Annotated in this window: 17 protein-coding genes; 8 read left to right on the forward strand and 9 right to left on the reverse strand. The window is 65.9% G+C overall.

All coding sequences use genetic code 11. The features are described 5' to 3' along the window. Nucleotides 1–59: 59 nt before the first annotated feature. On the reverse strand, nt 60–2,585 hold the full coding sequence (locus tag QZ189_RS06710; protein ID WP_296421377.1) for a glycogen/starch/alpha-glucan phosphorylase: 2,526 nt from the start codon (nt 2,583–2,585) through the stop codon (nt 60–62). Beyond that, nucleotides 2,585–5,005 (reverse strand): phosphoketolase family protein, encoded by a 2,421-nt coding sequence (locus QZ189_RS06715; protein ID WP_296421378.1) that lies wholly within the window; start codon nt 5,003–5,005, stop codon nt 2,585–2,587. Before QZ189_RS06715 ends, QZ189_RS06710 begins: the two co-directional genes overlap by 1 nt. A 95-nt stretch (nt 5,006–5,100) precedes the next feature. Here QZ189_RS06715 and QZ189_RS06720 point away from each other — a divergent pair, with 95 nt between their 5' ends. After that, nucleotides 5,101–6,438, forward strand: coding sequence for a cation:proton antiporter (locus QZ189_RS06720; protein WP_247476580.1), 1,338 nt, complete (start codon nt 5,101–5,103; stop codon nt 6,436–6,438). After that, nucleotides 6,398–6,949, forward strand: coding sequence for an isoprenylcysteine carboxylmethyltransferase family protein (locus tag QZ189_RS06725; protein WP_296415493.1), 552 nt, complete (start codon nt 6,398–6,400; stop codon nt 6,947–6,949). The genes QZ189_RS06720 and QZ189_RS06725 overlap by 41 nt, the downstream gene beginning before the upstream one ends. Before the next feature lie 4 nt (nt 6,950–6,953). Here the strand turns inward: QZ189_RS06725 and dusA are convergent, their stop codons facing one another. Then, on the reverse strand, nt 6,954–7,952 hold the full coding sequence (gene dusA, locus QZ189_RS06730) for a tRNA dihydrouridine(20/20a) synthase DusA (protein ID WP_296421379.1): 999 nt from the start codon (nt 7,950–7,952) through the stop codon (nt 6,954–6,956). A gap of 25 nt (nt 7,953–7,977) precedes the next feature. On the opposite strand from dusA, the gene QZ189_RS06735 reads away from it, so the two are divergent. Beyond that, nucleotides 7,978–9,228 (forward strand): NAD(P)/FAD-dependent oxidoreductase, encoded by a 1,251-nt coding sequence (locus QZ189_RS06735; RefSeq protein ID WP_296415491.1) that lies wholly within the window; start codon nt 7,978–7,980, stop codon nt 9,226–9,228. Here QZ189_RS06735 and QZ189_RS06740 read toward each other — a convergent pair. The 3 genes from QZ189_RS06740 to QZ189_RS06750 all read right to left on the reverse strand — a co-directional run bounded on the left by QZ189_RS06740 (nt 9,221) and on the right by QZ189_RS06750 (nt 13,425). Further along, the gene (locus QZ189_RS06740; protein WP_296418468.1) at nt 9,221–10,462 is read right to left on the reverse strand and encodes a type II secretion system F family protein; all 1,242 of its coding nucleotides are present in this window, start codon (nt 10,460–10,462) and stop codon (nt 9,221–9,223) included. The two genes, QZ189_RS06735 and QZ189_RS06740, sit on opposite strands and share 8 nt — an antisense overlap. After that, entirely contained in the window at nt 10,462–11,535 is a 1,074-nt protein-coding gene (locus tag QZ189_RS06745) for a type IV pilus twitching motility protein PilT (protein WP_010313994.1), read from the reverse strand. The genes QZ189_RS06740 and QZ189_RS06745 overlap by 1 nt, the downstream gene beginning before the upstream one ends. A 66-nt stretch (nt 11,536–11,601) precedes the next feature. Then, on the reverse strand, nt 11,602–13,425 hold the full coding sequence (locus QZ189_RS06750) for a GspE/PulE family protein (protein ID WP_296421380.1): 1,824 nt from the start codon (nt 13,423–13,425) through the stop codon (nt 11,602–11,604). A 95-nt stretch (nt 13,426–13,520) separates the two neighbouring features. Here QZ189_RS06750 and grpE point away from each other — a divergent pair, with 95 nt between their 5' ends. Genes grpE through rsgA form a run of 4 tightly spaced genes read left to right on the forward strand, consistent with a single transcriptional unit; the run spans nt 13,521 to nt 16,551 of the window. Further along, a complete protein-coding gene (gene grpE, locus QZ189_RS06755) occupies nt 13,521–14,195 on the forward strand; it encodes a nucleotide exchange factor GrpE (RefSeq protein ID WP_296415483.1) in 675 nt (224 codons plus the stop codon). 2 nt (nt 14,196–14,197) lie between these two features. After that, nucleotides 14,198–15,325: a molecular chaperone DnaJ gene (gene dnaJ, locus QZ189_RS06760; protein WP_029626065.1), complete on the forward strand. Its 1,128-nt coding sequence runs from the start codon at nt 14,198–14,200 to the stop codon at nt 15,323–15,325. 7 nt (nt 15,326–15,332) lie between these two features. Continuing rightward, nucleotides 15,333–15,554, forward strand: coding sequence for a sulfurtransferase TusA family protein (locus tag QZ189_RS06765; RefSeq protein WP_296421382.1), 222 nt, complete (start codon nt 15,333–15,335; stop codon nt 15,552–15,554). Then, nucleotides 15,547–16,551: a ribosome small subunit-dependent GTPase A gene (rsgA, locus tag QZ189_RS06770; RefSeq protein ID WP_296421383.1), complete on the forward strand. Its 1,005-nt coding sequence runs from the start codon at nt 15,547–15,549 to the stop codon at nt 16,549–16,551. Before QZ189_RS06765 ends, rsgA begins: the two co-directional genes overlap by 8 nt. A 2-nt stretch (nt 16,552–16,553) precedes the next feature. Here the strand turns inward: rsgA and QZ189_RS06775 are convergent, their stop codons facing one another. From QZ189_RS06775 to murC, 3 genes are read right to left on the reverse strand one after another with little or no spacing between them, the layout of a single operon-like run. Next, nucleotides 16,554–16,892: a YbaB/EbfC family nucleoid-associated protein gene (locus tag QZ189_RS06775; RefSeq protein ID WP_010313981.1), complete on the reverse strand. Its 339-nt coding sequence runs from the start codon at nt 16,890–16,892 to the stop codon at nt 16,554–16,556. Nucleotides 16,893–16,918: 26 nt separating this feature from the next. After that, nucleotides 16,919–17,836 carry a UDP-N-acetylmuramate dehydrogenase gene (gene murB / locus QZ189_RS06780; protein ID WP_296421384.1) on the reverse strand — a complete coding sequence of 306 codons (918 nt, stop codon included), beginning with the start codon at nt 17,834–17,836 and terminating at the stop codon, nt 16,919–16,921. 2 nt (nt 17,837–17,838) lie between these two features. Then, nucleotides 17,839–19,281, reverse strand: coding sequence for a UDP-N-acetylmuramate--L-alanine ligase (murC, locus tag QZ189_RS06785; RefSeq protein WP_296421385.1), 1,443 nt, complete (start codon nt 19,279–19,281; stop codon nt 17,839–17,841). Between the two features lie 179 nt (nt 19,282–19,460). Here murC and QZ189_RS06790 point away from each other — a divergent pair. Beyond that, nucleotides 19,461–19,973: glyceraldehyde 3-phosphate dehydrogenase NAD-binding domain-containing protein (locus tag QZ189_RS06790; RefSeq protein WP_296421386.1), on the forward strand; the 513-nt coding region annotated here is incomplete at its 3' end.

Genomic DNA, 19,973 nt, shown 5'->3' on the forward strand with positions numbered 1-19,973 from the left:
GCCTTGAGACTGGAGCTGCCCAGATTCAGCACCAGAAGCGCCACGGCGCCGCTTGCTCCTTACTCGTCGAGGTTGCAGGTGATCGTGACGGGGAAGGCCTCGGCCTTCCAGATCCGCTCGGCGTACTCCTTGATCGAGCGATCGGAGGAGAAGAAGCCGGTGCGGGCCGTATTCAGCAGGGACATCCGGTTCCAGGCGTGGCGATCGGCCCAGGCCTGACTGACCTGCTGTTGGACCCGCAGGTAGTCGGTGAAGTCAGCCAAGACACAGAAGGGATCGCGGCCGGTCAAGTTCTCCAGCAGGGGGCGGAAGAGGTCACCGTCGCCGCCGCTGAAGTGGCCCTGCTCCACCAGCTTCAGCACCTGCTGCAGCTCGGGCAGTTTGGCGATGTGCTCCCAGGGGCGATAGCCCTCGCTCTGGAGTTGGGTCACCTCGGTTTCGGTCATGCCGAAGAGGAAGAAGTTCTCGGCTCCCACCTGTTCGCGGATCTCGACGTTGGCGCCATCGAGGGTGCCGATGGTCAGGGCCCCATTCATGGCGAACTTCATGTTGCCGGTGCCGGAGGCCTCCAGACCGGCGGTGGAGATTTGCTCCGAGAGGTCTGAGGCTGGATACACCCGCTCGCCCAGCTTCACGTTGTAGTCGGGAAGGAAGACCACCCGCAGCCGCCCGTCCATGTCGGGGTCTGAGTTGATCGTCTCGGCGATCCCGTTGAGGAAGCGGATGATCAGCTTGGCCATGTAGTAGCCGGGGGCCGCCTTGCCGCCAAAAATCACGGTGCGGGGGGCCATGTCCTGGGCCTGGCCGTTCTTGATCCGCAGGTACTGGGCAATCACCTGCAGGGCATTGAGGTGCTGGCGCTTGTACTCGTGGATCCGTTTGACCTGAACGTCAAACATCGAGGAGGGATCCACCAGCAGTCCGCTTTGGCGGTGGATGTAGTTGGCCAGCTGCCGCTTGCTGGCGAGCTTGGTCTGCTCCCAGCGCTCCAGGAAGCCGCTGTCGTGTTGGTACTGCTCGAGCTGTTTGAGCTGATCGAGGTCCGAGACCCAACCTTCACCGATGCTCTCGGCCAGCAGCTTGCGCAGGGGGGGATTGGAGAGGGCGACCCAGCGCCGGGGGGTCACGCCGTTGGTGACATTGGTGAACTTCTCCGGCCAGAGCTCCGCGAACTCGGGGAACAACTTGGTGCGGACCAGTTCGCTGTGGAGGGCGGCCACACCGTTGATGTGGTGGGAGGCCACGGTGGCGAGGTTCGCCATGCGCACCGCTTTTTGACCGTCCTCATCAATGATCGAGAGCTTGCGCAGCAGCACTTCGTTGCCCGGGTAGCGCAGGCGAACGCTCTGCAGGAAGCGGCGATTGATCTCGTAGATCAGCTCCAGATGGCGCGGCAGCAGGGAGCCGAACAGGGGTAGGCCCCATTTCTCCAGCGCTTCCGGCAGCAGGGTGTGGTTCGTGTAGGCGACGGAGCGGCAGGTGATGTCCCAGGCCTGCTCCCAGGTCAGGTGCTTGTCGTCGATCAGCAGACGCATCAACTCGGCCACGGCGATGGCCGGATGGGTGTCGTTCAGCTGAACGGCCCAGTGGTCGGGGAATTCCTCGACCGGGATGCCCCGCTGCTCCAGGCTGCGCAGCATGTCCTGCAGCGAGCAGCTCACGAAGAAGTGCTGCTGCTTCAGGCGGAGGCGACGACCTTCGTCAGTGCCGTCGTTGGGATAGAGGACCTTGGAGAGGGTTTCGCTCCCCACTTTTTCCTCAACGGCGCCGTAGTAGTCGCCGATGTTGAAGGCGTAGAAGTCGAAGCTTTCGCTGGCGTCGGCGCGCCAGAGGCGCAGGCGATCACAGGTGTTCACCCGGTAGCCGAGCACGGGCACGTCATGGGGCACACCGATGGCGTGCTCATCGGGGATCCAGCGCACGCGGTAGTTGCCGCGCTCGTCCCGGTAGCTCTCGGTGCGTCCGCCGAAGCCGACGAAGCAGGCCTGATCGGGGTGGGGGATTTCCCAGGGCCAGCCGCCCTTGAGCCACTTGTCGGTGATCTCGACCTGCCAGCCGTCCCGGATCAGCTGGTCAAAGATCCCGAACTCGTAGCGAATCCCGTAGCCCGTGGCGGGGATCTCCAGGCTCGCCAGAGACTCCATGTAGCAAGCCGCCAGGCGACCCAGGCCGCCGTTCCCCAGGCCCGGCTCTTCCTCCACCTCAAGGATCTCTTCGAGGCTGTCGATGCCGAAGCGGCGCAGGGCTTCTGTCGCCGCCTCCTGGATGCCGAGCATCAGCAGGTTGTTGCCCAGCTGGGGGCCGATCAGGAATTCCGCGGACAGATAGGCCACCACCCGCGTCGGGGTGGCTCGGATCGCCTCAATGCCCGCCAGATAGCGGGTCATCAAGCGGTCGCGAACCGCGTGGCTGAGGGCCAGGTAGAGGTCGTGGCGGCTGGCGGTTGGAGCCAGCTTTCCCAATGTGTAGAAGAGGTGTTCGGCCATGCCGTCGAACACGTCATCGGCTGCCAAGCCGCTGCGGTCGGGATCGGCGTAGCAACCGGGCGTGGGCAGTTGCAGTTGACGCGGCGATTGCTCTTTCATCAGGCCAGCTCGGTTGGGACTGCAGTGCTCCACTGCCAGTGACTGATCTCCGGGGCATCCATCCCGTGCTCGTGCGCGTAGGCGCGATTCGCCAGGATCGATTCCTTCATCTGCTCTTTGATGTGAGCAGCGCGGGACATTAACCCCGGAACTCTGTCGATCACATCAATCACCAGGCTGAACCGGTCGATCTGGTTGTTCATCGCCAGTTCAAGCGGGGTGTTGATGTTGCCTTTTTCCTTGTATCCGCGGACGTGGAAATTGGCATGGTTGCGGCGCCGGTAGGTCAACCGGTGGATCAACCAGGGGTAGCCATGGAAGTTGAACAGCACGGGGCGATTTGTGGTGAAGAGTGTGTCGAAATCCCGATCGCTTAAGCCGTGGGGATGCTCGCTCGGTTGGGTCAGGGCAAAGAGTTTCACCACGTTCAGTACCCGGACCCGCAGCTCAGGCAGCTCCCGGCGCAGGATCGCCACGGCCGCCAGGGTCTCCTGGGTGGGGATGTCACCGGCGCAGGCCATCACCACGTCTGGCTCATCCGGTTCACCGCGGACGTGGTCGTTGCTGGCCCAGCTCCAGAGGCCGATGCCCTTGGCCACATGGGCGCGGGCCTGCTCGAGGGAGAGGTACTGCAGGTGCTCTTGCTTGTCGCTGACGATCAGGTTGCAGACGTCGGGCTCGACGAGGGCCTCCTCGGCCACGGCCAGCAGGCAGTTGGCATCGGCCGGCAGGTAGACCCGCACCACATCGCCGCTCTTGTTGCCGGTCAGATCAATGAAGCCCGGGTCTTGGTGGGTGAACCCGTTGTGGTCCTGCCGCCAGACCGTGGAGGAGATCAGGCAGGTCCAGGGGGCGATGGAGGCGCGCCAGGGCGCGTGGTGGCGGCAGCTCTCCAACCATTTGGCGTGCTGGTTGAACATCGAGGCGATCACGTGGGCGAAGGCCTCGTAGGTGTGGAACAGGCCGTAGCGGCCGGTCAGGAGATAGCCCTCGAGCATCCCCACCAGGGTGTGTTCGCTGAGCATCTCCACCACCCGTCCCTGCCGGGCCAGCTCGCCGCCATCGCTGTCCTCGGGGCGTAGTTCCTCCATCCAGACCTTTTTGCTGCGCTCGTAGATGGCCTGCAGCCGGTTGGAGGCGGTTTCGTCGGGGCCGAACACCCGCAGGTTGTTCGGGTTGTCGGCGATTGCATCCCGCAGCAGCTCCCCGAGGGCGGCGGTGTTGCCATGGCGGCTGACTCCGGGTTCGGCGACCGGCACCGCATAGCGTTCGCGATCCGGCAGGGTCAGTTGCTGGCGCAGTCGCCCGCCGTTGGCATGGGGGTTGGAGCCCATGCGCTGGGCGCCGCTCGGTGAGAGCGCCTGCAGTTCGGGTCGCAGTCGCCCCTCGTCATCAAAGAGTTCTTCGGGGCGATAGCTCTTGAGCCAGGCCTCCAGTTGCTGAAGTTGGGCGGGGTCTTGTTTGGGGTTCGGCAGGGGCACCTGATGGGCGCGCCAGGACCCTTCAATCCGATGGCCGTTGAGCGCCTCGGGCCCCGTCCAGCCCTTGGGGGAGCGCAACACGATCATCGGCCAGATCGGCCGACTGGCATGCGCTGCGCCGCCCTCTGCCTCGGCCTGCTGGCGGATCGCTTGGAGCCGGGAGACCACCTGATCCATCGCCGCGGCCATCGCTTGGTGCATGGCCCGGGGCTCGCTGCCCTCCACAAACAGCGGCTCCCAGCCGTAGCCCCGCAGCAGGCTGCTGAGCTCCTCCTTGGGAATCCGGGCCAGCAGCGTTGGGTTGGCGATCTTGTAGCCGTTCAGGTGCAGCACCGGCAGCACCACCCCATCGCTGATGGGGTTGAGGAACTTATTGATATGCCAGCTGGTGGCCAGGGGGCCGGTCTCCGCCTCCCCATCGCCCACACAGGCGATGGCGATCAGGTCCGGGTTGTCGAAGACCGCACCGCAGGCGTGGGAGAGCACATAGCCCAGTTCGCCGCCTTCATGGATCGAACCAGGGGTCTCCGGGGTGCAGTGGCTACCGATGTGCCCAGGAAAAGAGAACTGCTTGAAAAAGCGTTTGAGGCCTTCTGTGTCCTGGGACTTGTCGGGATAGATCTCCGAATAGGAGCCATCCAGGTAGGTGGGGCCCAGCACCCCCGGGGCCCCATGGCCCGGACCGGAGAGATAGATCGCATTGAGCCCGTGGCGTTGGATCACCCGATTGGCGTGGGCCCAGATGAAGGCTTGGCCTGGGCTTGATCCCCAGTGACCGAGCAGGCGGTTCTTGATGTGCTCCGGCTTCAGCGGTTCCCGCAGCAGCGGGTTGTCCTGGAGGTAGATCATTCCCACCGCCAGGTAGTTGGCGGCCCGCCACCAGGCGTCCAGTCGCTCAAACTCCTCTGCTGGCCTGAGATGGGCGGAATCCGTGGCCATGGCTCCAGCTGCTGATGCCTGGCCGGAAAGTAGCCGTTGTCACAGGAGATGGCGCCGTCGGGCGAGACTCTCGTTCGGAATCACTCACGACTGCTATGCCGGAGATCGGCGCCCATCAGCTCGAGGTGGTCGAAACCCTGATTGGGGTTGGCCGCTTCTTGGTGATTTTTGTGGCCGCTCGCCTACTGGCGGAACTGCTGGTGCGCTGGCAGTTGCCCACCATCCTTGGTGAGCTGATCGCCGGCGTGATCATCGGTGCCTCTGGCCTGCACCTGATCGTGCCGCCGGAGACCCAGGCGGCGGTGGCCAATTGGGCTCTCCAGCTGATGGGCTCGCTTGCGGATGTGCCGCCCCAGCTGGTCGGCGAGGTCTACAACGAAAGTTTCCCGAGCCTGCAGGCGGTGGCCACCTTGGGCCTCTTTGCCCTGCTGTTCCTGACGGGTCTCGAAAGCGACCTCGATGAGCTCGTGGCCGTCGGTGCCCAGGCAATCACCGTGGCTGTCGCCGGCGTGGCAGTGCCCTTTGCCCTTGGCACCGCGGGCTTGATGGCGCTCTTCCACGTGGAGGTGATCCCCGCCGTGTTTGCCGGGGCGGCCATGACGGCCACCAGCATCGGCATCACAGCGAGTGTCTTTGGTGAGCTGAAGATGCTGCGCTCCCGGGAGGGGCAGATCGTGATCGGCGCCGCCGTCCTGGACGACATCCTCGGCATCGTCATCCTCGCGGTGGTGGTGAGCATCGCTGGCGGCGGCAGCCTGGAGCTGGGCCCGATCCTCAAGCTGCTGGCCGCGGCCGTGGTGTTTGTGGTTGCTGCCATTGGCCTGAGCCGCACCGCGGCGCCTGGTTTCGACTGGTTGATTGATCGCCTCAAGGCCCCAGGCGATGTGGTGGTGGCCTCGTTTGTGGTGCTCACCCTGTGCTGTTTCGCTGCTACGGCCATTGGCCTGGAGGCGGCCCTGGGTGCCTTTGCCGCGGGCTTGATCCTGAGCAAGTCGAACCACACCCATGCGATCGAGGCGGCGGTGAAGCCGGTGGTGGCCCTCTTCGCCACGATCTTCTTCGTCTTGATCGGCACCGGCATGGATCTCTCGGTGCTCAATCCCCTAGACCCCGAGAACCGCGCCGGTCTTGTGATCGCCGCTTTCCTGCTGGTGGTGGCGATCCTGGGCAAGGTCGTCTCCGGCTGGACCTTTGTTTCCAAGGAACCCACGAACCGTCTGGTGGTGGGTCTGGGGATGATGCCCCGCGGTGAGGTGGGCCTGATCTTCCTGGGGCTTGGCACCCAGGCCAAGCTGCTCAGCCCGGCCCTGGAGGCAGCGATCTTGCTGATGGTGATTGGCACCACCTTCCTGGCGCCGATCCTGCTCAGACTGGTCCTGGCTGGAAAGAGTGATGGACCCGACCTCGACCCCCTCGCCGAAATCCCCACTTAAGGGCTGGCAGTTCAGTTGGGGCGGCTGGTTGGACAACCGCCATGGGGAGTGGTGGCTGCTCGCCCAGCTGCTGTTGATCGCAGCCACCCTGTTGCCGGCCTGGCCGGCCCCGGGCAGCTGGGGCTATGCCTGGCCCTTGCCGCTTGCCCTTGCTGGCGTTCTGCTGCTCTTGGTCGGCCTGGCGCTGGCCGCCCAGGCCTTCTGGCGCTTGGGACCCAGCCTGACGCCGTTGCCGGATCCCAAGCCTGGGGCCGCTTTGGTGACGACCGGGGCCTATGGGCGCTGCCGCCATCCGCTGTATCAAGCCGTGTTGCTCTGTGAGCTCGGGGTGGCCCTGGCCCTCGGCAGCCTGTTCCACCTGGGCCTGTTCCTGGCTCTGGCCGCGGTGCTGGGCGGCAAAGCGCGGCGGGAGGAGCGTTTCCTCGTGCCGCTCCATCCGGAGTACGTCAGTTACCGGCGCAGCACCCCGGCGATCTTGCCGGGATTGCCTTGGCTGGATTGGCGGAGCTGAGCCGCTAGAGCCCGCGCTCCTCCAGCTGCCGCGCAGCCCGCTCGAAGACCTCAGGTCCTGCATCCCGTTGGCCAGCGGCCTGGCCCAGGTCCCGGCGCCAATGGCGGGCGCCGCTGACGCCTTCCACCACCTGCACCAGGTGCCGGGCGATGGACCAGAGCCGCCCGCCGCTGCCGCACCAGCGCTCGGCATAGGGAATCAGGCCCCGCACCACCGTGGAGGCCTTGGCGACCGGTTGGCTGCTGTCGCCAAACAGGTCCCGGTCCACCGTGGCCCAGCGCAGCGGGTGGTCGTAGGCGGCCCGGCCCACCATCACCCCATCCACGGCCTCGAGCTGCTCCAGGCAGCTGCTGAGCTCCAGCAGGCCTCCGTTCAGTTCAATCGTCAGCTGGGGCCGGTCCGCCTTGAGCTGATGCACGAGCTCGTAGCGCAGGGGAGGAATGGTGCGGTTTTGCTTGGGATCCAACCCCTCGAGCCAGGCCTTACGGGCGTGCACGCTGAAGCGCTGCGCCCCGGCCGCGGCCACCGTGTCGACAAAGGCCAGCAGCTCCCCATAGGAATCGCGCTCATCGATGCCGATGCGGTGCTTCACCGTGACCGGCAGGGCTGAGGCCTGGGCCATGGCGCTGATGCAGCGGGCCACCTGTTCGGGTTCGGCCATCAGGCAGGCGCCAAAGCGCCCTTTCTGGACCTTTTCGCTTGGACAGCCGACGTTGAGGTTGATCTCGTCGTAGCCCCGGTCCGCGGCGATGCGCGCGGCCTCGGCCAGCAGCACCGGGTCATCCCCGCCCACCTGCAGGGCAATCGGATGCTCGATCGGATCGAAGTCAATCAGCCGGTCCCGCCGTTCGCTGTGGTGGAGCGCTTGGGCCACCACCATTTCGGTGTAGAGCAGGCTGCGGCGGCTGATCTGCCGCATCAGCACCCGGAAGTGCCGATCGGTGTAGTCCATCATCGGAGCCACACTGAAGCGGTAGGCCCCGTTCAGCAGCGAATCGGGCATCACCCCATGCTCGCCTTTCACGCTGATGCCCCCCCGTTCTGAGCACTGGTCCCTGGTGGTGGCGGGCGGTGGTCCGGCGGGATTCATGGCGGCCATCGCCGCGGCCGAGGCCGGTCAGCGGCGGGTCCTGGTGCTGGAGAGCACCCCTGAGCCCCTGGGCAAGGTTTTGATCAGCGGTGGCGGCCGCTGCAATGTCACCCATGCCTGCTGGGATCCGCGGGAATTGGTGGGCTTCTATCCCCGCGGCGGCAAGGCCCTGCGGGGACCCTTCAGCCGCTTTGCTGCCGGTGATGCCGTGTCTTGGTTTGACGACCACGGCCTGACCCTGGTGGAGGAGGCCGATGGCCGGATGTTCCCCCAGGCCAACCGCTCAACGGCCGTGATTCAGTGCCTCAGGCAGGCGGCGGAACGGGCCGGGGTGACCCTGCGCAGCAGCGAGGCGCTCCAGCAGGCCGAGCAGCGGCCCGCGGGTGGTTTTGCCCTCAGCCTGCGCAGCGGCATCCATCTCAGTACTGACCGGCTGGTGCTCGCCACCGGGAGTCACCCCAGTGGTCGGCGTTTGGCTTCAGGCCTGGGCCATGGCTTGGTGGCCCCGGTTCCGTCCCTCTTCACCCTCGCCTTTAAGCCCAATCCCCTGCTGCCTTTGGCTGGGGTCGTGATGGACCCGGTGGACTTGGAGCTGGAGGCCGGTGGGCAGCGCTTCCGCCAGAGCGGCCCGGTGCTGATCACCCACTGGGGTCTGAGCGGGCCGGCGACCCTGCGGCTGACGGCCTTCGCCGCCCGGGCCCTCCACGGCGAGGGCTACCGGGGCAGCCTGCAGGTGGATTGGAGCGGCGGCCGCAGCCAGCAGCAGCTGGAAGAGCTCTTCGCGGCTTGCCGGCGTGATCAGGCCAAGCGTCAGCTCAGCAATGCCCGCCCCTGGCCAGGCCTCAGCCGACGCCTCTGGCAGCACCTGCTCGATCAGCAGGGGGTTGAGCCCGATCGCCGTTGGGCGGATTTGGCCAAGCGTCAGCAGTTGGGTCTGCTGGAGGCCCTGCGCCGCAGCCGTTTCCCCGTGGCGGGCCGCGGCCCCTTCGGCGAAGAATTCGTGACCGCCGGAGGCGTGCCTGTGGGGGAGGTCAACCTGGCCACGATGGAGAGCCGCAAGGTGGAGGGTCTCTACCTGGTGGGTGAGCTCCTGGATGTCGATGGCGTCACCGGTGGCTTCAACTTCCAGCACTGCTGGAGTTCCGGCTGGCTGGCGGGGCAGGCGATTGCGGCGGCCGGAGCTAGTTGATCTGATCGAAGATCGAGAACATCGGCAGGTACATCGCCAGCAGGATCGAGCCAACGATGCCGCCCACGATCACGATCATGGCCGGCTCCAGCATTGAGGTCAGGGCCTTGACGGCGGCTTCCACCTCGTCTTCGTAGAAGTCCGCCACCTTCGAGAGCATGGCGTCCATCTGGCCGGTTTCTTCGCCGATGGCGAGCATGCTCAAGGCCAGCTCCGGGAACACCTTTTTGCGCTCCAGGGCGACGCTCAGGGGGATGCCCTCCTGCACGTCCTGACGGGAGCCGACGATGGCGTCGGCAATCACGGCGTTGCCCGCGGTTTCCTGCACGATCTCCAGGGACAGCAGGATCGGCACCCCCGCGCGGGTCAGGGAGCTGAAGGTGCGGCAGAACTTGGCCGTGGCTGTTTTCTGGATCAGGTCGCCAAAGAGCGGCAGCTTCAGCAGTAGTCCGTCCACGCGCCGGCGCCCGCTGGCGGTCGCGTAGTAGCGGCCAAACATCCAGACCCCCACAGCGATCGCCAGGGCCAGGAACAGCGAAAAGGAGGACCGCAGCAAGGCGCTGAGGTCGACCATCATTTGAGTGAAGAGGGGGAGTTCAGCCCCGAGGTCTTCGAAGATCCCAGCGAAGGTGGGGATCAGGAAGATCGTCATCCCCAGGAACACCAGGATCGCGATCGCCAGCACGGCCACGGGATAGCCCATGGCGCCCTTGATTTGGTTCTGCAGCCGGGCATTGCCCTCGAGCAACTTGGCCAGGCGGCGCAGGCTTTCGTCCAGCACGCCCCCCGCCTCTCCGGCTTCCACCATGGCGATGGTGAGCTTGTCGAACACCCGCGGCCAGGAGCGCAGTGCTGCCCCCAGGCTGCCCCCTTGGTTCACGTCCGTGCTGACGGCGGTGAGTGCCCGCTTGAACAGCGGCATGCGCTGCTGACGGGCCATGAGATCGAGGCTGCGCACGATCGGGACCCCCGCATCCACGAGGGCCGCCAGCTTGTTGGCAAAGAGGGCCTTCTCGCGGATGCCGGGCTTGGCCTCCAGCAGGCTGGAGAGATCCATGCCAAAGACCGTGCTCCCGGCCGCGGCGCTGGGTGTGGTTGCGGCGAGCTCCAGGCTGGTGGCGACGATGCCCCGGCGCCTCAGGTCCCGCCGGGCGCGGCTGAGATCACTGGCCTGCAGTTGCAGCGTCCGGGTTTGACCGGAGCGATTGGTGTAGGTGGCGCTGAACTGGGGCACTAGCCCTCCAGGAGCCGCTGCAGCTCATCGGGTTTGCTCGCTTTGGCGAGGGCTTCGCTGCGCTCGACTGCTCCGGCCTGCACCAGGTTCGCCAGGGCGCGCTCGAGGGTTTGCATCCCCTGCTGGCCGCCCGTTTGGATCTGGGAATAGAGCTGGGCGGTTTTGCCCTCCCGGATCAAGTTGGCGATGGCGGGGGTGTTGATCAGGATTTCTTGGGCCATGACCCGCCCGAATTGCCCGGGTTTGGGGTTCTGGCGTTTGCAGAGGGTCTGGGAGAACACCCCCACCAGGGAGCCACTGAGCTGAACCCTGATCTGGGTTTGCTGCTCTGGCGGGAAGACATCCACCATGCGATCGACGGTTTGGGCCGCCGAGCTGGTGTGCAGGGTGCCAAAGACCAGGTGCCCCGTCTCTGAGGCGGTGATCGCCAACTGGATCGTTTCCAGATCTCGCATTTCGCCCACCAGGATCACGTCGGGGTCCTCCCGCAGGGCGGCGCGCAGGGCGGCGCCAAAGCTGCGGGTGTCATCCCCCAGCTGGCGCTGGTGGATCACGCTTTTGTCGTTGCGGTAGGTGAATTCGATCGGATCTTCGATCGTGAGGATGTGCTCGGCGCGGCTGCGGTTGATGTGATCCAGCAGGGCCGCCAGCGTCGTGGTTTTGCCTGAGCCGGTGGGCCCGGTCACCAGCACCAGACCCCTGGGGCGGCGGCTGGTTTCCTCGACGATGGGCGGTAGGCCCAGGCTCTCCAGGCTGGGGATTGTGCTGCCGAGGGCCCGCAGACAGGCCGCATAGCTCCCCCGCTGGCGGTAGACATTGACCCGAAAGCGGGAGACGCCTTTGAGGCCATAGGCGCAGTCCAGCTCCCAGGTTTGCTCCAGTTGCTTGCGCTGGGCGTTGTTGATCATCGAGAAGATCAACCGGTTGCAGAGGTCCTCGCTGAGCCGCTCCTCCCGCATCGGTTTGAGCGCCCCACTGAAGCGGCCGTAGGGCGGTTGGCCGGCCGCCAGGTGCAAGTCGCTGCCACCCGCCTCGACCAGCTCCTCCATCAACTGTTCGATCTGGAGCTCCATGCAGCTCGCGGGGCCAGTGGCTGTCCTCAGTGTGGGAAGCCCGCCAGGGCCTGGCAATGGCGCTGCTTAATGCAGTTGCCGGGGGGTCAGGCAATAGGGGCACTCCAGCCACTCGTCCCGCATCCCCGCCCCGCAGCCCTGGCAGGTGATCGTGTGCAGGGCCTTGGCCCGGCGCTCGGTTTCCAGGCTGGAGTCCGTGAGGATCATCCGCTCGATTTCCTCGAGGGTGGTTTCCCCTTGGCGCACCAGGTCGAGGCCGTAACCCAACAGGGTTTTCATGCCGTTCTCGATGGCGAGCTTGCGCAGTCGATCGGTGCTGGCCTCCTGGGCAATGGCGCTGGCGAGGGTGTCGTTGACGCGCAGCACCTCGTAGACCCCCACCCGGCCCTTGTATCCCAGCCCCTGGCAGCTGGGGCAGGGGTTGCTGTCACTGGCTTGCAAGCGCTTGGCCTTGAAGAAGGTGATCGCCTGCTCGTTGCTGGCAAACAGGCCAAAGCGGCCCAGGTCCTGCTCACTGGGGTGATAAGGCTGCCGGCAGTCCGGGCAGACCCGCCGCACCAGGCGCTGGGAGACGATTCCGATCAAGGAGGCGCTCACCATGAAGGGCTCCACGCCCATTTCCGAGAGGCGGGCGATGGCGCTGGGGGCGTCGTTGCAGTGGAGGGTGGTCAGCACCAGGTGGCCGGTGAGGGCTGCCTCGATGGCGGTTTTGGCCGTTTCCCGGTCCCGGGTTTCCCCCACCAGCAGGACATCGGGGTCTTGCCGCATGAAGGCCCGCAGGGCCATGGCGAAGTCGTAGCCCTTCTCCCGGTTGACCTGGGTTTGGGCAATGCCCTTGAGGGTGTATTCGATCGGGTCCTCGACCGTGGAGATGTTGATCCCAGGCTCATTGCGTTCCGCGAGCAGCGAATAGAGCGTGGTGCTCTTGCCTGATCCCGTCGGCCCAGTCACCAGCAGCATTCCGAAGGGCTTGCTGCCCATCTCCCGGACGCTGGCCAGGGCCGCGGGCTCGCTGATTAGACGGTCGAGGCCGAGGTGCGTCGCGCCGCTATCCAGCAGGCGCATGCAGACCTTCTCGCCATAGCGGGTGGGCAGGGTGCTCACCCGCAGGTCAAACAGGCGACCTTGATAACGCCGCCGGATGCGGCCGTCCTGGGGAAGCCGGCGCTCCGCGATGTCCAGGTCCGCCATGATTTTTAGGCGGGAGGTCACCGCGGGGGTCAGTTGTTTCGGCAGCTTCTCCAGCGGCTCGAGCACCCCGTCTTGGCGCAAGCGAATCAGCAGTCCGTCCTCCTGCGGTTCCAGGTGGATGTCGCTGGCACTGCGCTCGAGCGCTTGCACCAGGATCCGGTCCACCAGGCTCACCACCGGTGAGGCGTTGGAGGCCTTGAGGCTGGCCTCGACATCCAACTCGCTGAGGCTGTCCTCGGGAGCCTCCTCAAGGGGGCCCTCGAGTTTGAGGTCCTCAAACAGGGAGATCCGGTTGGGGGTCTCCTGCGGAGCTGCAACCGCGGCCGGCGTGGCGGGGGATGGAGATGGAGGTTGATTCAGGACGGTTTGCAGGTCCCCTTGGAGGGCCAATCGCAGTGCCAGGGGCGGTCCCTCGGGGCATGCCTCGCGGAGGGTCTGGCGTTGCTCGGCGCCCCAGTGGGTTGGCACGGCCACCGTCAGGGTGTTGTTGGCGTAGGCCACGGGAAGGCAGCCGAGATCCCTGCAGCTCTCCTGAGTCAGTCGCGGATGCCAGCTCCAGCGTTCGATTCCGGCCGCGCCCAATTCAGAGCGCGTGAGGACGGCTTCCTGGAGCAGTAATTCGACCTCAAGTCGTTGCTGCTCAGGGCTTTGGGCCTCGGCCACCGGTCGCTGGGGAATGGTGCTGGCGCTTGCTGTCATCAGCCGCTCCGCCGAGGAGGTGCGGGCTTCCGCCGCTTGTGGGGTGGCGCCCCTTCACATCAACATGTCTAGATCAGATCTCCGGTTCGGTCAGCATGAGCGGCGACGCGACTCCGTTTCCCCAGGACTCCGCCCCGGCCCCAGCTGAGGCCGCGGCAGCGCCAGAAGCCACTCCTGCAGTGGATTCGGCCCCAGCTGAGGTGGCGGCTGAGCCCAGCGCCGATCCCGAACAGCGGGTCCGGGAACTGGAGGCCGAGCTGACGGCCCTGAAGGCCGAGCACGAGAGCGTCCGCAGTCAGTACATGCGGATTGCGGCGGACTTCGACAACTTCCGTAAGCGCCAGAGCCGCGATCAAGAGGACCAGCGCACCCTGATCGCCTGCTCCACCCTGAGCGAGATCCTGCCGGTGGTGGACAACTTCGAGCGGGCCCGCCAGCAGCTGGATCCCCAGGCCGAGGAGGCCCAGGCCATCCACCGCAGCTACCAGGGGCTCTACAAGCAACTGGTGGATGTGTTCAAGCAGTTGGGCGTCTCACCGATGCGGGTTGAAGGCGAGCCCTTCGATCCCACCCTCCATGAGGCGGTTCTGCGGGAACCCAGCGATGAGCACGCCGAGGACCTGGTGATCGCTGAACTGCAGCGGGGCTATCACCTGAACGATCGCGTGCTGCGGCACGCCCTGGTCAAAGTCTCGATGGGTCCAGGCCCCAGTGGTGATGCCGCACCGGCCAGCTCCACGGATGACGCTGCACCCTCCGAAGAGGGCTGAGCATGGCCGATTTTTATGACCTCCTTGGGGTCAGCCGCGACGCTGATGCGGACACGCTGAAGCGGTCCTATCGCCGCCTGGCGCGTCAGTACCACCCGGACATCAACAAAGATCCCGGCGCGGAAGACAAGTTCAAGGAGATCGGCCGCGCCTATGAGGTGCTGAGCGATCCCCAGACCCGGGCCCGCTACGACCAGTTCGGCGAAGCCGGCTTGGGCGGCGCCGCGGGGATGCCCGACATGGGCGACATGGGCGGCTTCGCTGACCTGTTCGAAACCTTCTTCAGCGGTTTCGGCGGGGGCATGGGCGGCCCCTCCGCCGGTGGTGCCCGTCGCCGCGGTCCCCGCCAGGGCGATGACCTGCGGTTTGACCTGACCATCAGCTTCAGCGAAGCGGTCTTTGGTCAAGAGAAGGAAATTCAGATCCGTCACCTGGAGACCTGCAACAGCTGCAGTGGCTCCGGGGCGAAGAGCGGCAGCGGTCCCACCAGCTGCGGCACCTGTGGTGGTGCCGGCCAGGTTCGCCGCGCGACGCGGACGCCCTTTGGCAGCTTCACCCAGGTGGCGCCCTGTCCCACCTGTGAAGGAACCGGCCAGGTGATTGCCGATCCCTGTGGCGCCTGCGGCGGCCAGGGCCTGCAGCAGGTTCGCAAAAAGCTGCGCATCAATATCCCTGCGGGTGTCGACACCGGCACGCGGCTACGGGTGGCCGACGAGGGCAACGCCGGACAGCGGGGCGGCCCCGCCGGCGACCTCTACGTCTTCCTGACGGTTCAGTCCCACCCGAGCCTCCGCCGCGACGGGATCAACATCCACTCCGAGGTGACGGTCAACTACCTCCAGGCGATCCTCGGCGACACCATTGAGGTGGAGACCGTCGATGGTCCTGAGCAGTTGGAGATTCCGGCAGGCACCCAGCCCGGAGCGGTCCTGACCCTGACGGGTAAGGGTGTTCCGAAGCTGGGCAATCCCGTGGCGCGCGGCAACCACCTGATCCAGATCAAGGTGCAGCTCCCCACCAAGGTCAACCGCGAGGAGCGTGAACTGCTCGAGCAGTTGGCGGGGCACCACACGGCCAAGGGGCAGAAGCACCCCCACAAGAGCGGGCTGTTTGGCGGTTTGTTTGGCTAGGTCAGTGATGACCCAGCTCGACCTGCGCGGTACCCCCTGCCCGCTCAATTTCATTCGCACCAAGCTGGCCCTCGAGAAGCTGCCCGCAGGTGGGTGGCTTCAGGTGGATTTGGATGCCGGTGAGCCCGAGGAGATGGTGGCCAGCGGCTTGCGGGAGGCCGGACATCGCGTTGAGCTGGAGGCCTTGGAACCCGGGGCGGTGCGTTTGTTGATCTGTCGCTGTGGCTGAAGCCCTGGTGATGGCCCTCGAGGCCAACTTCTGCCGGGTGCAACTGGATCGGCCTGGCCCCGGAGGGGTGGACCAACTGCTCTGTGTGCGCCGCACGCGGCTGGGCAAGACCGGACAGCAGATCTGCGTTGGAGATCGGGTCGAGGTGGAGGGCATCGACTGGCCGGAAGCCCGGGCGGCGATTGCGGCCGTGGCCCCCCGCAGCAGCCTGCTGGAGCGTCCTGCTGTGGCGAACTGCAGCCGGGTGGTGGTGGTGGCGGCGTTGGCTCAGCCGGAGTTGGATCCACTGCAACTCACCCGTTTTTTGCTGACGGCGGAGCGGACGGGTGTGGCGGTGGAGCTGGTTCTCACCAAGGCGGACCTGCTGAGCGCATCGGAACAAGAGCAGTGGCGTGAACGGCTCACGGCTTGGGGGTATGTCCCCCAGCTGGTCTCCTCCCAGAGTGGGCTTGGTCTGGCTGCGCTGCGGGAGCGTCTGGCGCAACCGGGGGTCTCAGTGCTGTGTGGCCCATCGGGGGTGGGCAAGAGCAGCTTGATCAACGCCCTGTTGCCGCAGCTGCGTTTGCGGGTGAGTGCCGTCTCAGGCCGCCTGCAGCGGGGACGGCACACCACGCGGCATGTGGAACTGTTCCCGGTGGAGCCCGGTGCACTGCTGGCGGATTCACCGGGCTTCAACCGCCCGTCCTTGCCGGCGGAGCCCGCGGAGCTGGGGAGCCTCTTCCCGGAAATTCGGCAGCGGCTCGAGAGCTCGGCCTGTCAGTTCAAAAATTGCTTGCATCAGGGCGATCCGGGCTGCGCCGTCGGCAGCGATTGGGATCGCCATGGTCTGTATCTCAACTGCCTGGAGTCCGTGCAGCAGCAGGTGGCGCGCCAACCCCGCCCCCGCAGTGGCGGCCTGAAGCAGCGGGGAGGAAAGCAGGAGCCCCTGCTCGATCAGCGCCTGCGTCAGAGCTCAAGGCGCCGCTTGCGGCAGGAGGAGCCCGACGAGGAGGGCTAGGCCTAGCCCATGCCGGGCAGGTTCAGGTTGAGCCCGCCGGTGAGCTCTTCCATCCGCTCTTTCATGGTCCCGGTGGAGTTGTCGTAGGCCGAGCGCAGGGCCTCGAGGGTGGCGTTTTCCGTTGTGGAGGCGCCCTCGGCGAGCAGGGCAGGGTCGAGGCGGACCTTCAGGGGCTGCTGGTTACCCGAGAGCCAAACGCTGGCCCGGCCGCAGCTGCTTTGCCCCTCGATTTCCATCGCATCCAGCTCCTCCTGGAGCTTCGCGGCGTCCTGTTGGATCTGCTGGGCCTTCTTGAAGGCTTCGGTGAGCTGGCCGAAATTGGGGAGACCGAAACCGGCCATGCCTGCACTGTTGAAGTGGGCGCAGGCTACGCCGCCAGGGCGAGGTCTTCGAAGCGTCCGAGCCGTTTCACCTCGGTGTGGAGGGCGATGCTGCGCTGCTCCAGCACCCGCTGTTGGACCAGGGCAATGAGTTGATCAATCTCCCCGGCGCTGGCGCTGCCGGTGTTGACGATGAAGTTGGCGTGGATCGGGGAGATCTGGGCGCCCCCCAGGCTGAATCCCTTGAGGCCGAGGGCTTCGATCAGTTGTCCGGCTTTCTGCGGTTCGGGGTTGCGAAAGACGCTGCCGCAGCTGGGTTGCTGGTAGGGCTGACTGCTGGTTCTGCTGTGCAGGTTGGCGCTGGTGCGCTGGCTGACGCTGTGGGGATCGTGGCCGGGGGAGAGGCGAAAGCGAGCTGAGAGGACCACCAGGGGTTCCGCTTGAAGGCGGCTATGGCGGTAGTCAAAGTCCAGTGCTGCGGCAGGGATTGTGTGGGTCTGGCTGGGCTGCTCCGGGTCCACCACCGTGACGCTCTCGAGGATGTCGGCGGTGCAGCCCCCTTGGGCGCCTGCATTCATCACCGCCGCGCCTCCCACCGTTCCTGGGATGCCCACGGCCCACTCCAGGCCCGAGAGGCCGGCCCGGGCCGCCCGCCGCGCCAGGGTGGGAATCGGTTCTCCCGCCTGGGCTTCGATCAGGCCGCTGCTGGCCTCCAGGTCAGCCCCTTGGAGGTGGCGGGTGCAGAGGGTGAGTCCCTCCAGTCCTTGATCGCTGACCAGCAGGTTGGAGCCTGCTCCAATGACCCGCTGGTGGCAGCCCTGGGATGCAGCCCAGCGCAGCAGGGCCAGTAGCTCGTCCGTTGATTCCGGTTCGGCGAAGTAATCGGCCGCTCCCCCCACTTTCCAGGTGGTGTAGTCGGCCAGAGCAACCGCCGAACGCAGCCCCAGAGGGAGGGAGAGGGCCATCGCTAGGCCACAAGGGGAAGGGCGGCGGCGGGATCGCTGCGGCCTTCCAGGCGACTCCAGAGGCTGTTGACATCACCGGCACCCATGGCCAGCACCAAGTCGCCCGCTTGGCTGGTTTGGCCGATGGCATCCGCCAGGGTCTCCAGGTCATCGAAGGCGCTGACGGGTAGCCCAGGGGCAATCCGCTGGATTTCAGCGGCGAGGGCCGCGCTGGAGATCCCTGGGATCGGCGCTTCGCCAGCCGCATAGAGGGGGGCGATCAGCACCGCATCGGCCTGGCTCAGGGCCTGGGCAAAGTCGCTGAGGAACTCCGCCGTCCGGCTGTAGCGGTGCGGCTGAAAGACGGCTAGGAGCCGTTGGGGCGCCTCTGGCAAAGGGCTGCGCCCACTGCTGACCATCAGGCGGGCCATCGCCAAGGTGGCCTGCACCTCGCTGGGGTGATGGGCGTAGTCGTCGACCACCTGGCGGCCGCACCAATTACCCCGGTAGTCGAAACGGCGTCCAGGGGCCTGGAGGCCCTCCACGGCCCGTTGCAGCTCGGCAAAGGAGACGCCATGGAGACGGCAGGCGGCCATGGCGGCGGTGGCATTGCTCAGGTTGTGGAGCCCGGGCAAGGGCAGCCGGAATTGCCCGAGGGCCTCTCCCTGCTCATAGAAGGTGGCCAGGGTGCCGTCGCCATCGAGCTCATCGGCGATAGCCGCGAAGTCCACCCCTTCGCTGCTCTGGATGGACCACCAGTGGTGGGCTTGAAAGTGTTCCCGCAGCACCGGACAGTCGCGGTTGGCCAGCAGCTGTTCGCTGCCTTTGGCGAAGCGCTGCAGGGTGGTGATCAGGGAGGCCAGATCGCTGTAGTGGTCGGTGTGATCCAGCTCGAGGTTGGTGATCACACCAAGCCAGGACTGGAACTTCACCAGGGAGCCATCCGACTCATCCGCTTCCGCCACCAGCAAGGGGCCATCGCCATTGCGGCCGTTGCTGGCGAAGGCGGGCACCACCCCACCAATGACGGCCGTGGGGTCGTGGTTGGTGGCGTGCAGCAGGCTGGCCACCAGGGTGCTGGTGGTGGTCTTGCCGTGGCTGCCAGCCACGGAGATCGAGGGCTGGGCGGCAATCAAAGCCGCCAGGACATCTGAGCGGTGCCAGACCTTCAGCCCGGCGCGCTCGGCTTCTAATAATTCGGGGTTGTTCGCCGGCACAGCAGAGCTGACGACGACGGCAGGTGGGCAGGAGGTGCCGCTGCGAATGGCGTCGATGGTGGCTGGGCTTTGCTCGCGAAACACCCGGACACCGCGGCTGCGCAGGTTCTGCAGCACGGCGTTGTCCCTGGGGTCGGAGCCGCTGATGCTGTGGCCGCGGTCCGCCAGGATCCCGGCGATGGCAGACATGCCGATGCCGCCAACTCCAATGAAATGGAGAGGTTGGTGGCGATCAAGCGTCAGGACCAATGGCGTATCCAAGCCTGGCCAGAAATTAAGACCGAACGGGTCGCTTGTCCTCTCCTCAAGCACGATTTGAGTGCTTTTGACAGGTGGTGACCTTTTGTCCCCAGATGGGGAGGGTCAGGCAATTTCGGTATGATCGGCGGCCAAATCCTCCTTGCTAGCGGGTTCGCCCGCAATACGCCATGACCCTGAAGGTTGCGATCAACGGATTCGGCCGCATCGGTCGCAACTTCATGCGTTGCTGGCTGAGCCGCGGAAGCAATACCGGCATCGAGATTGTCGGCATCAACGGCTCCGGTGACACCAACACCAACGCCCACCTGCTGAAGTACGACTCGATGCTCGGCCCCCTGCGTAACGCAGAGGTGACCACCACCGAGAACACGATCGTCATCAACGGCAAGACGATCAAGACCTTCTATGACCGCAACCCCGCCAACCTCCCCTGGAAGGAGTGGGGCGTGGATCTGGTGATCGAATCCACCGGTGTCTTCAACGACGACGTCGGCGCCAGCAAGCACTTCGAAGCCGGTGCCAAGAAGGTGATCCTGACCGCCCCTGGTAAGGGCGACAAGGTCGGCACCTTTGTGGTGGGCGTGAACGCCGATCAGTACCGCCACGAGGATTACGACATCCTCAGCAACGCCAGCTGCACCACCAACTGCATGGCGCCTGTGGTCAAGGTCCTGGATCAG

Source organism: Vulcanococcus sp. CPBay_Sum15L08_68 (genome assembly GCF_017855895.1).
GTDB lineage: Bacteria > Cyanobacteriota > Cyanobacteriia > PCC-6307 > Cyanobiaceae > Vulcanococcus.

What these genes read in the sequence shown, in the direction of transcription:
- QZ189_RS06710 (WP_296421377.1), bottom strand. Translation starts at nt 2,585, where the DNA reads ATGAAAGAGCAATCGCCGCGTCAACTGCAACTGCCCACGCCCGGTTGC.
- QZ189_RS06715 (WP_296421378.1), bottom strand. Translation starts at nt 5,005, where the DNA reads ATGGCCACGGATTCCGCCCATCTCAGGCCAGCAGAGGAGTTTGAGCGA.
- QZ189_RS06720 (WP_247476580.1), top strand. Translation starts at nt 5,101, where the DNA reads ATGCCGGAGATCGGCGCCCATCAGCTCGAGGTGGTCGAAACCCTGATT.
- QZ189_RS06725 (WP_296415493.1), top strand. Translation starts at nt 6,398, where the DNA reads ATGGACCCGACCTCGACCCCCTCGCCGAAATCCCCACTTAAGGGCTGG.
- dusA (WP_296421379.1), bottom strand. Translation starts at nt 7,952, where the DNA reads ATGCCCGATTCGCTGCTGAACGGGGCCTACCGCTTCAGTGTGGCTCCG.
- QZ189_RS06735 (WP_296415491.1), top strand. Translation starts at nt 7,978, where the DNA reads ATGCCCCCCCGTTCTGAGCACTGGTCCCTGGTGGTGGCGGGCGGTGGT.
- QZ189_RS06745 (WP_010313994.1), bottom strand. Translation starts at nt 11,535, where the DNA reads ATGGAGCTCCAGATCGAACAGTTGATGGAGGAGCTGGTCGAGGCGGGT.
- QZ189_RS06750 (WP_296421380.1), bottom strand. Translation starts at nt 13,425, where the DNA reads ATGACAGCAAGCGCCAGCACCATTCCCCAGCGACCGGTGGCCGAGGCC.
- grpE (WP_296415483.1), top strand. Translation starts at nt 13,521, where the DNA reads ATGAGCGGCGACGCGACTCCGTTTCCCCAGGACTCCGCCCCGGCCCCA.
- dnaJ (WP_029626065.1), top strand. Translation starts at nt 14,198, where the DNA reads ATGGCCGATTTTTATGACCTCCTTGGGGTCAGCCGCGACGCTGATGCG.
- QZ189_RS06765 (WP_296421382.1), top strand. Translation starts at nt 15,333, where the DNA reads ATGACCCAGCTCGACCTGCGCGGTACCCCCTGCCCGCTCAATTTCATT.
- QZ189_RS06775 (WP_010313981.1), bottom strand. Translation starts at nt 16,892, where the DNA reads ATGGCCGGTTTCGGTCTCCCCAATTTCGGCCAGCTCACCGAAGCCTTC.
- murB (WP_296421384.1), bottom strand. Translation starts at nt 17,836, where the DNA reads ATGGCCCTCTCCCTCCCTCTGGGGCTGCGTTCGGCGGTTGCTCTGGCC.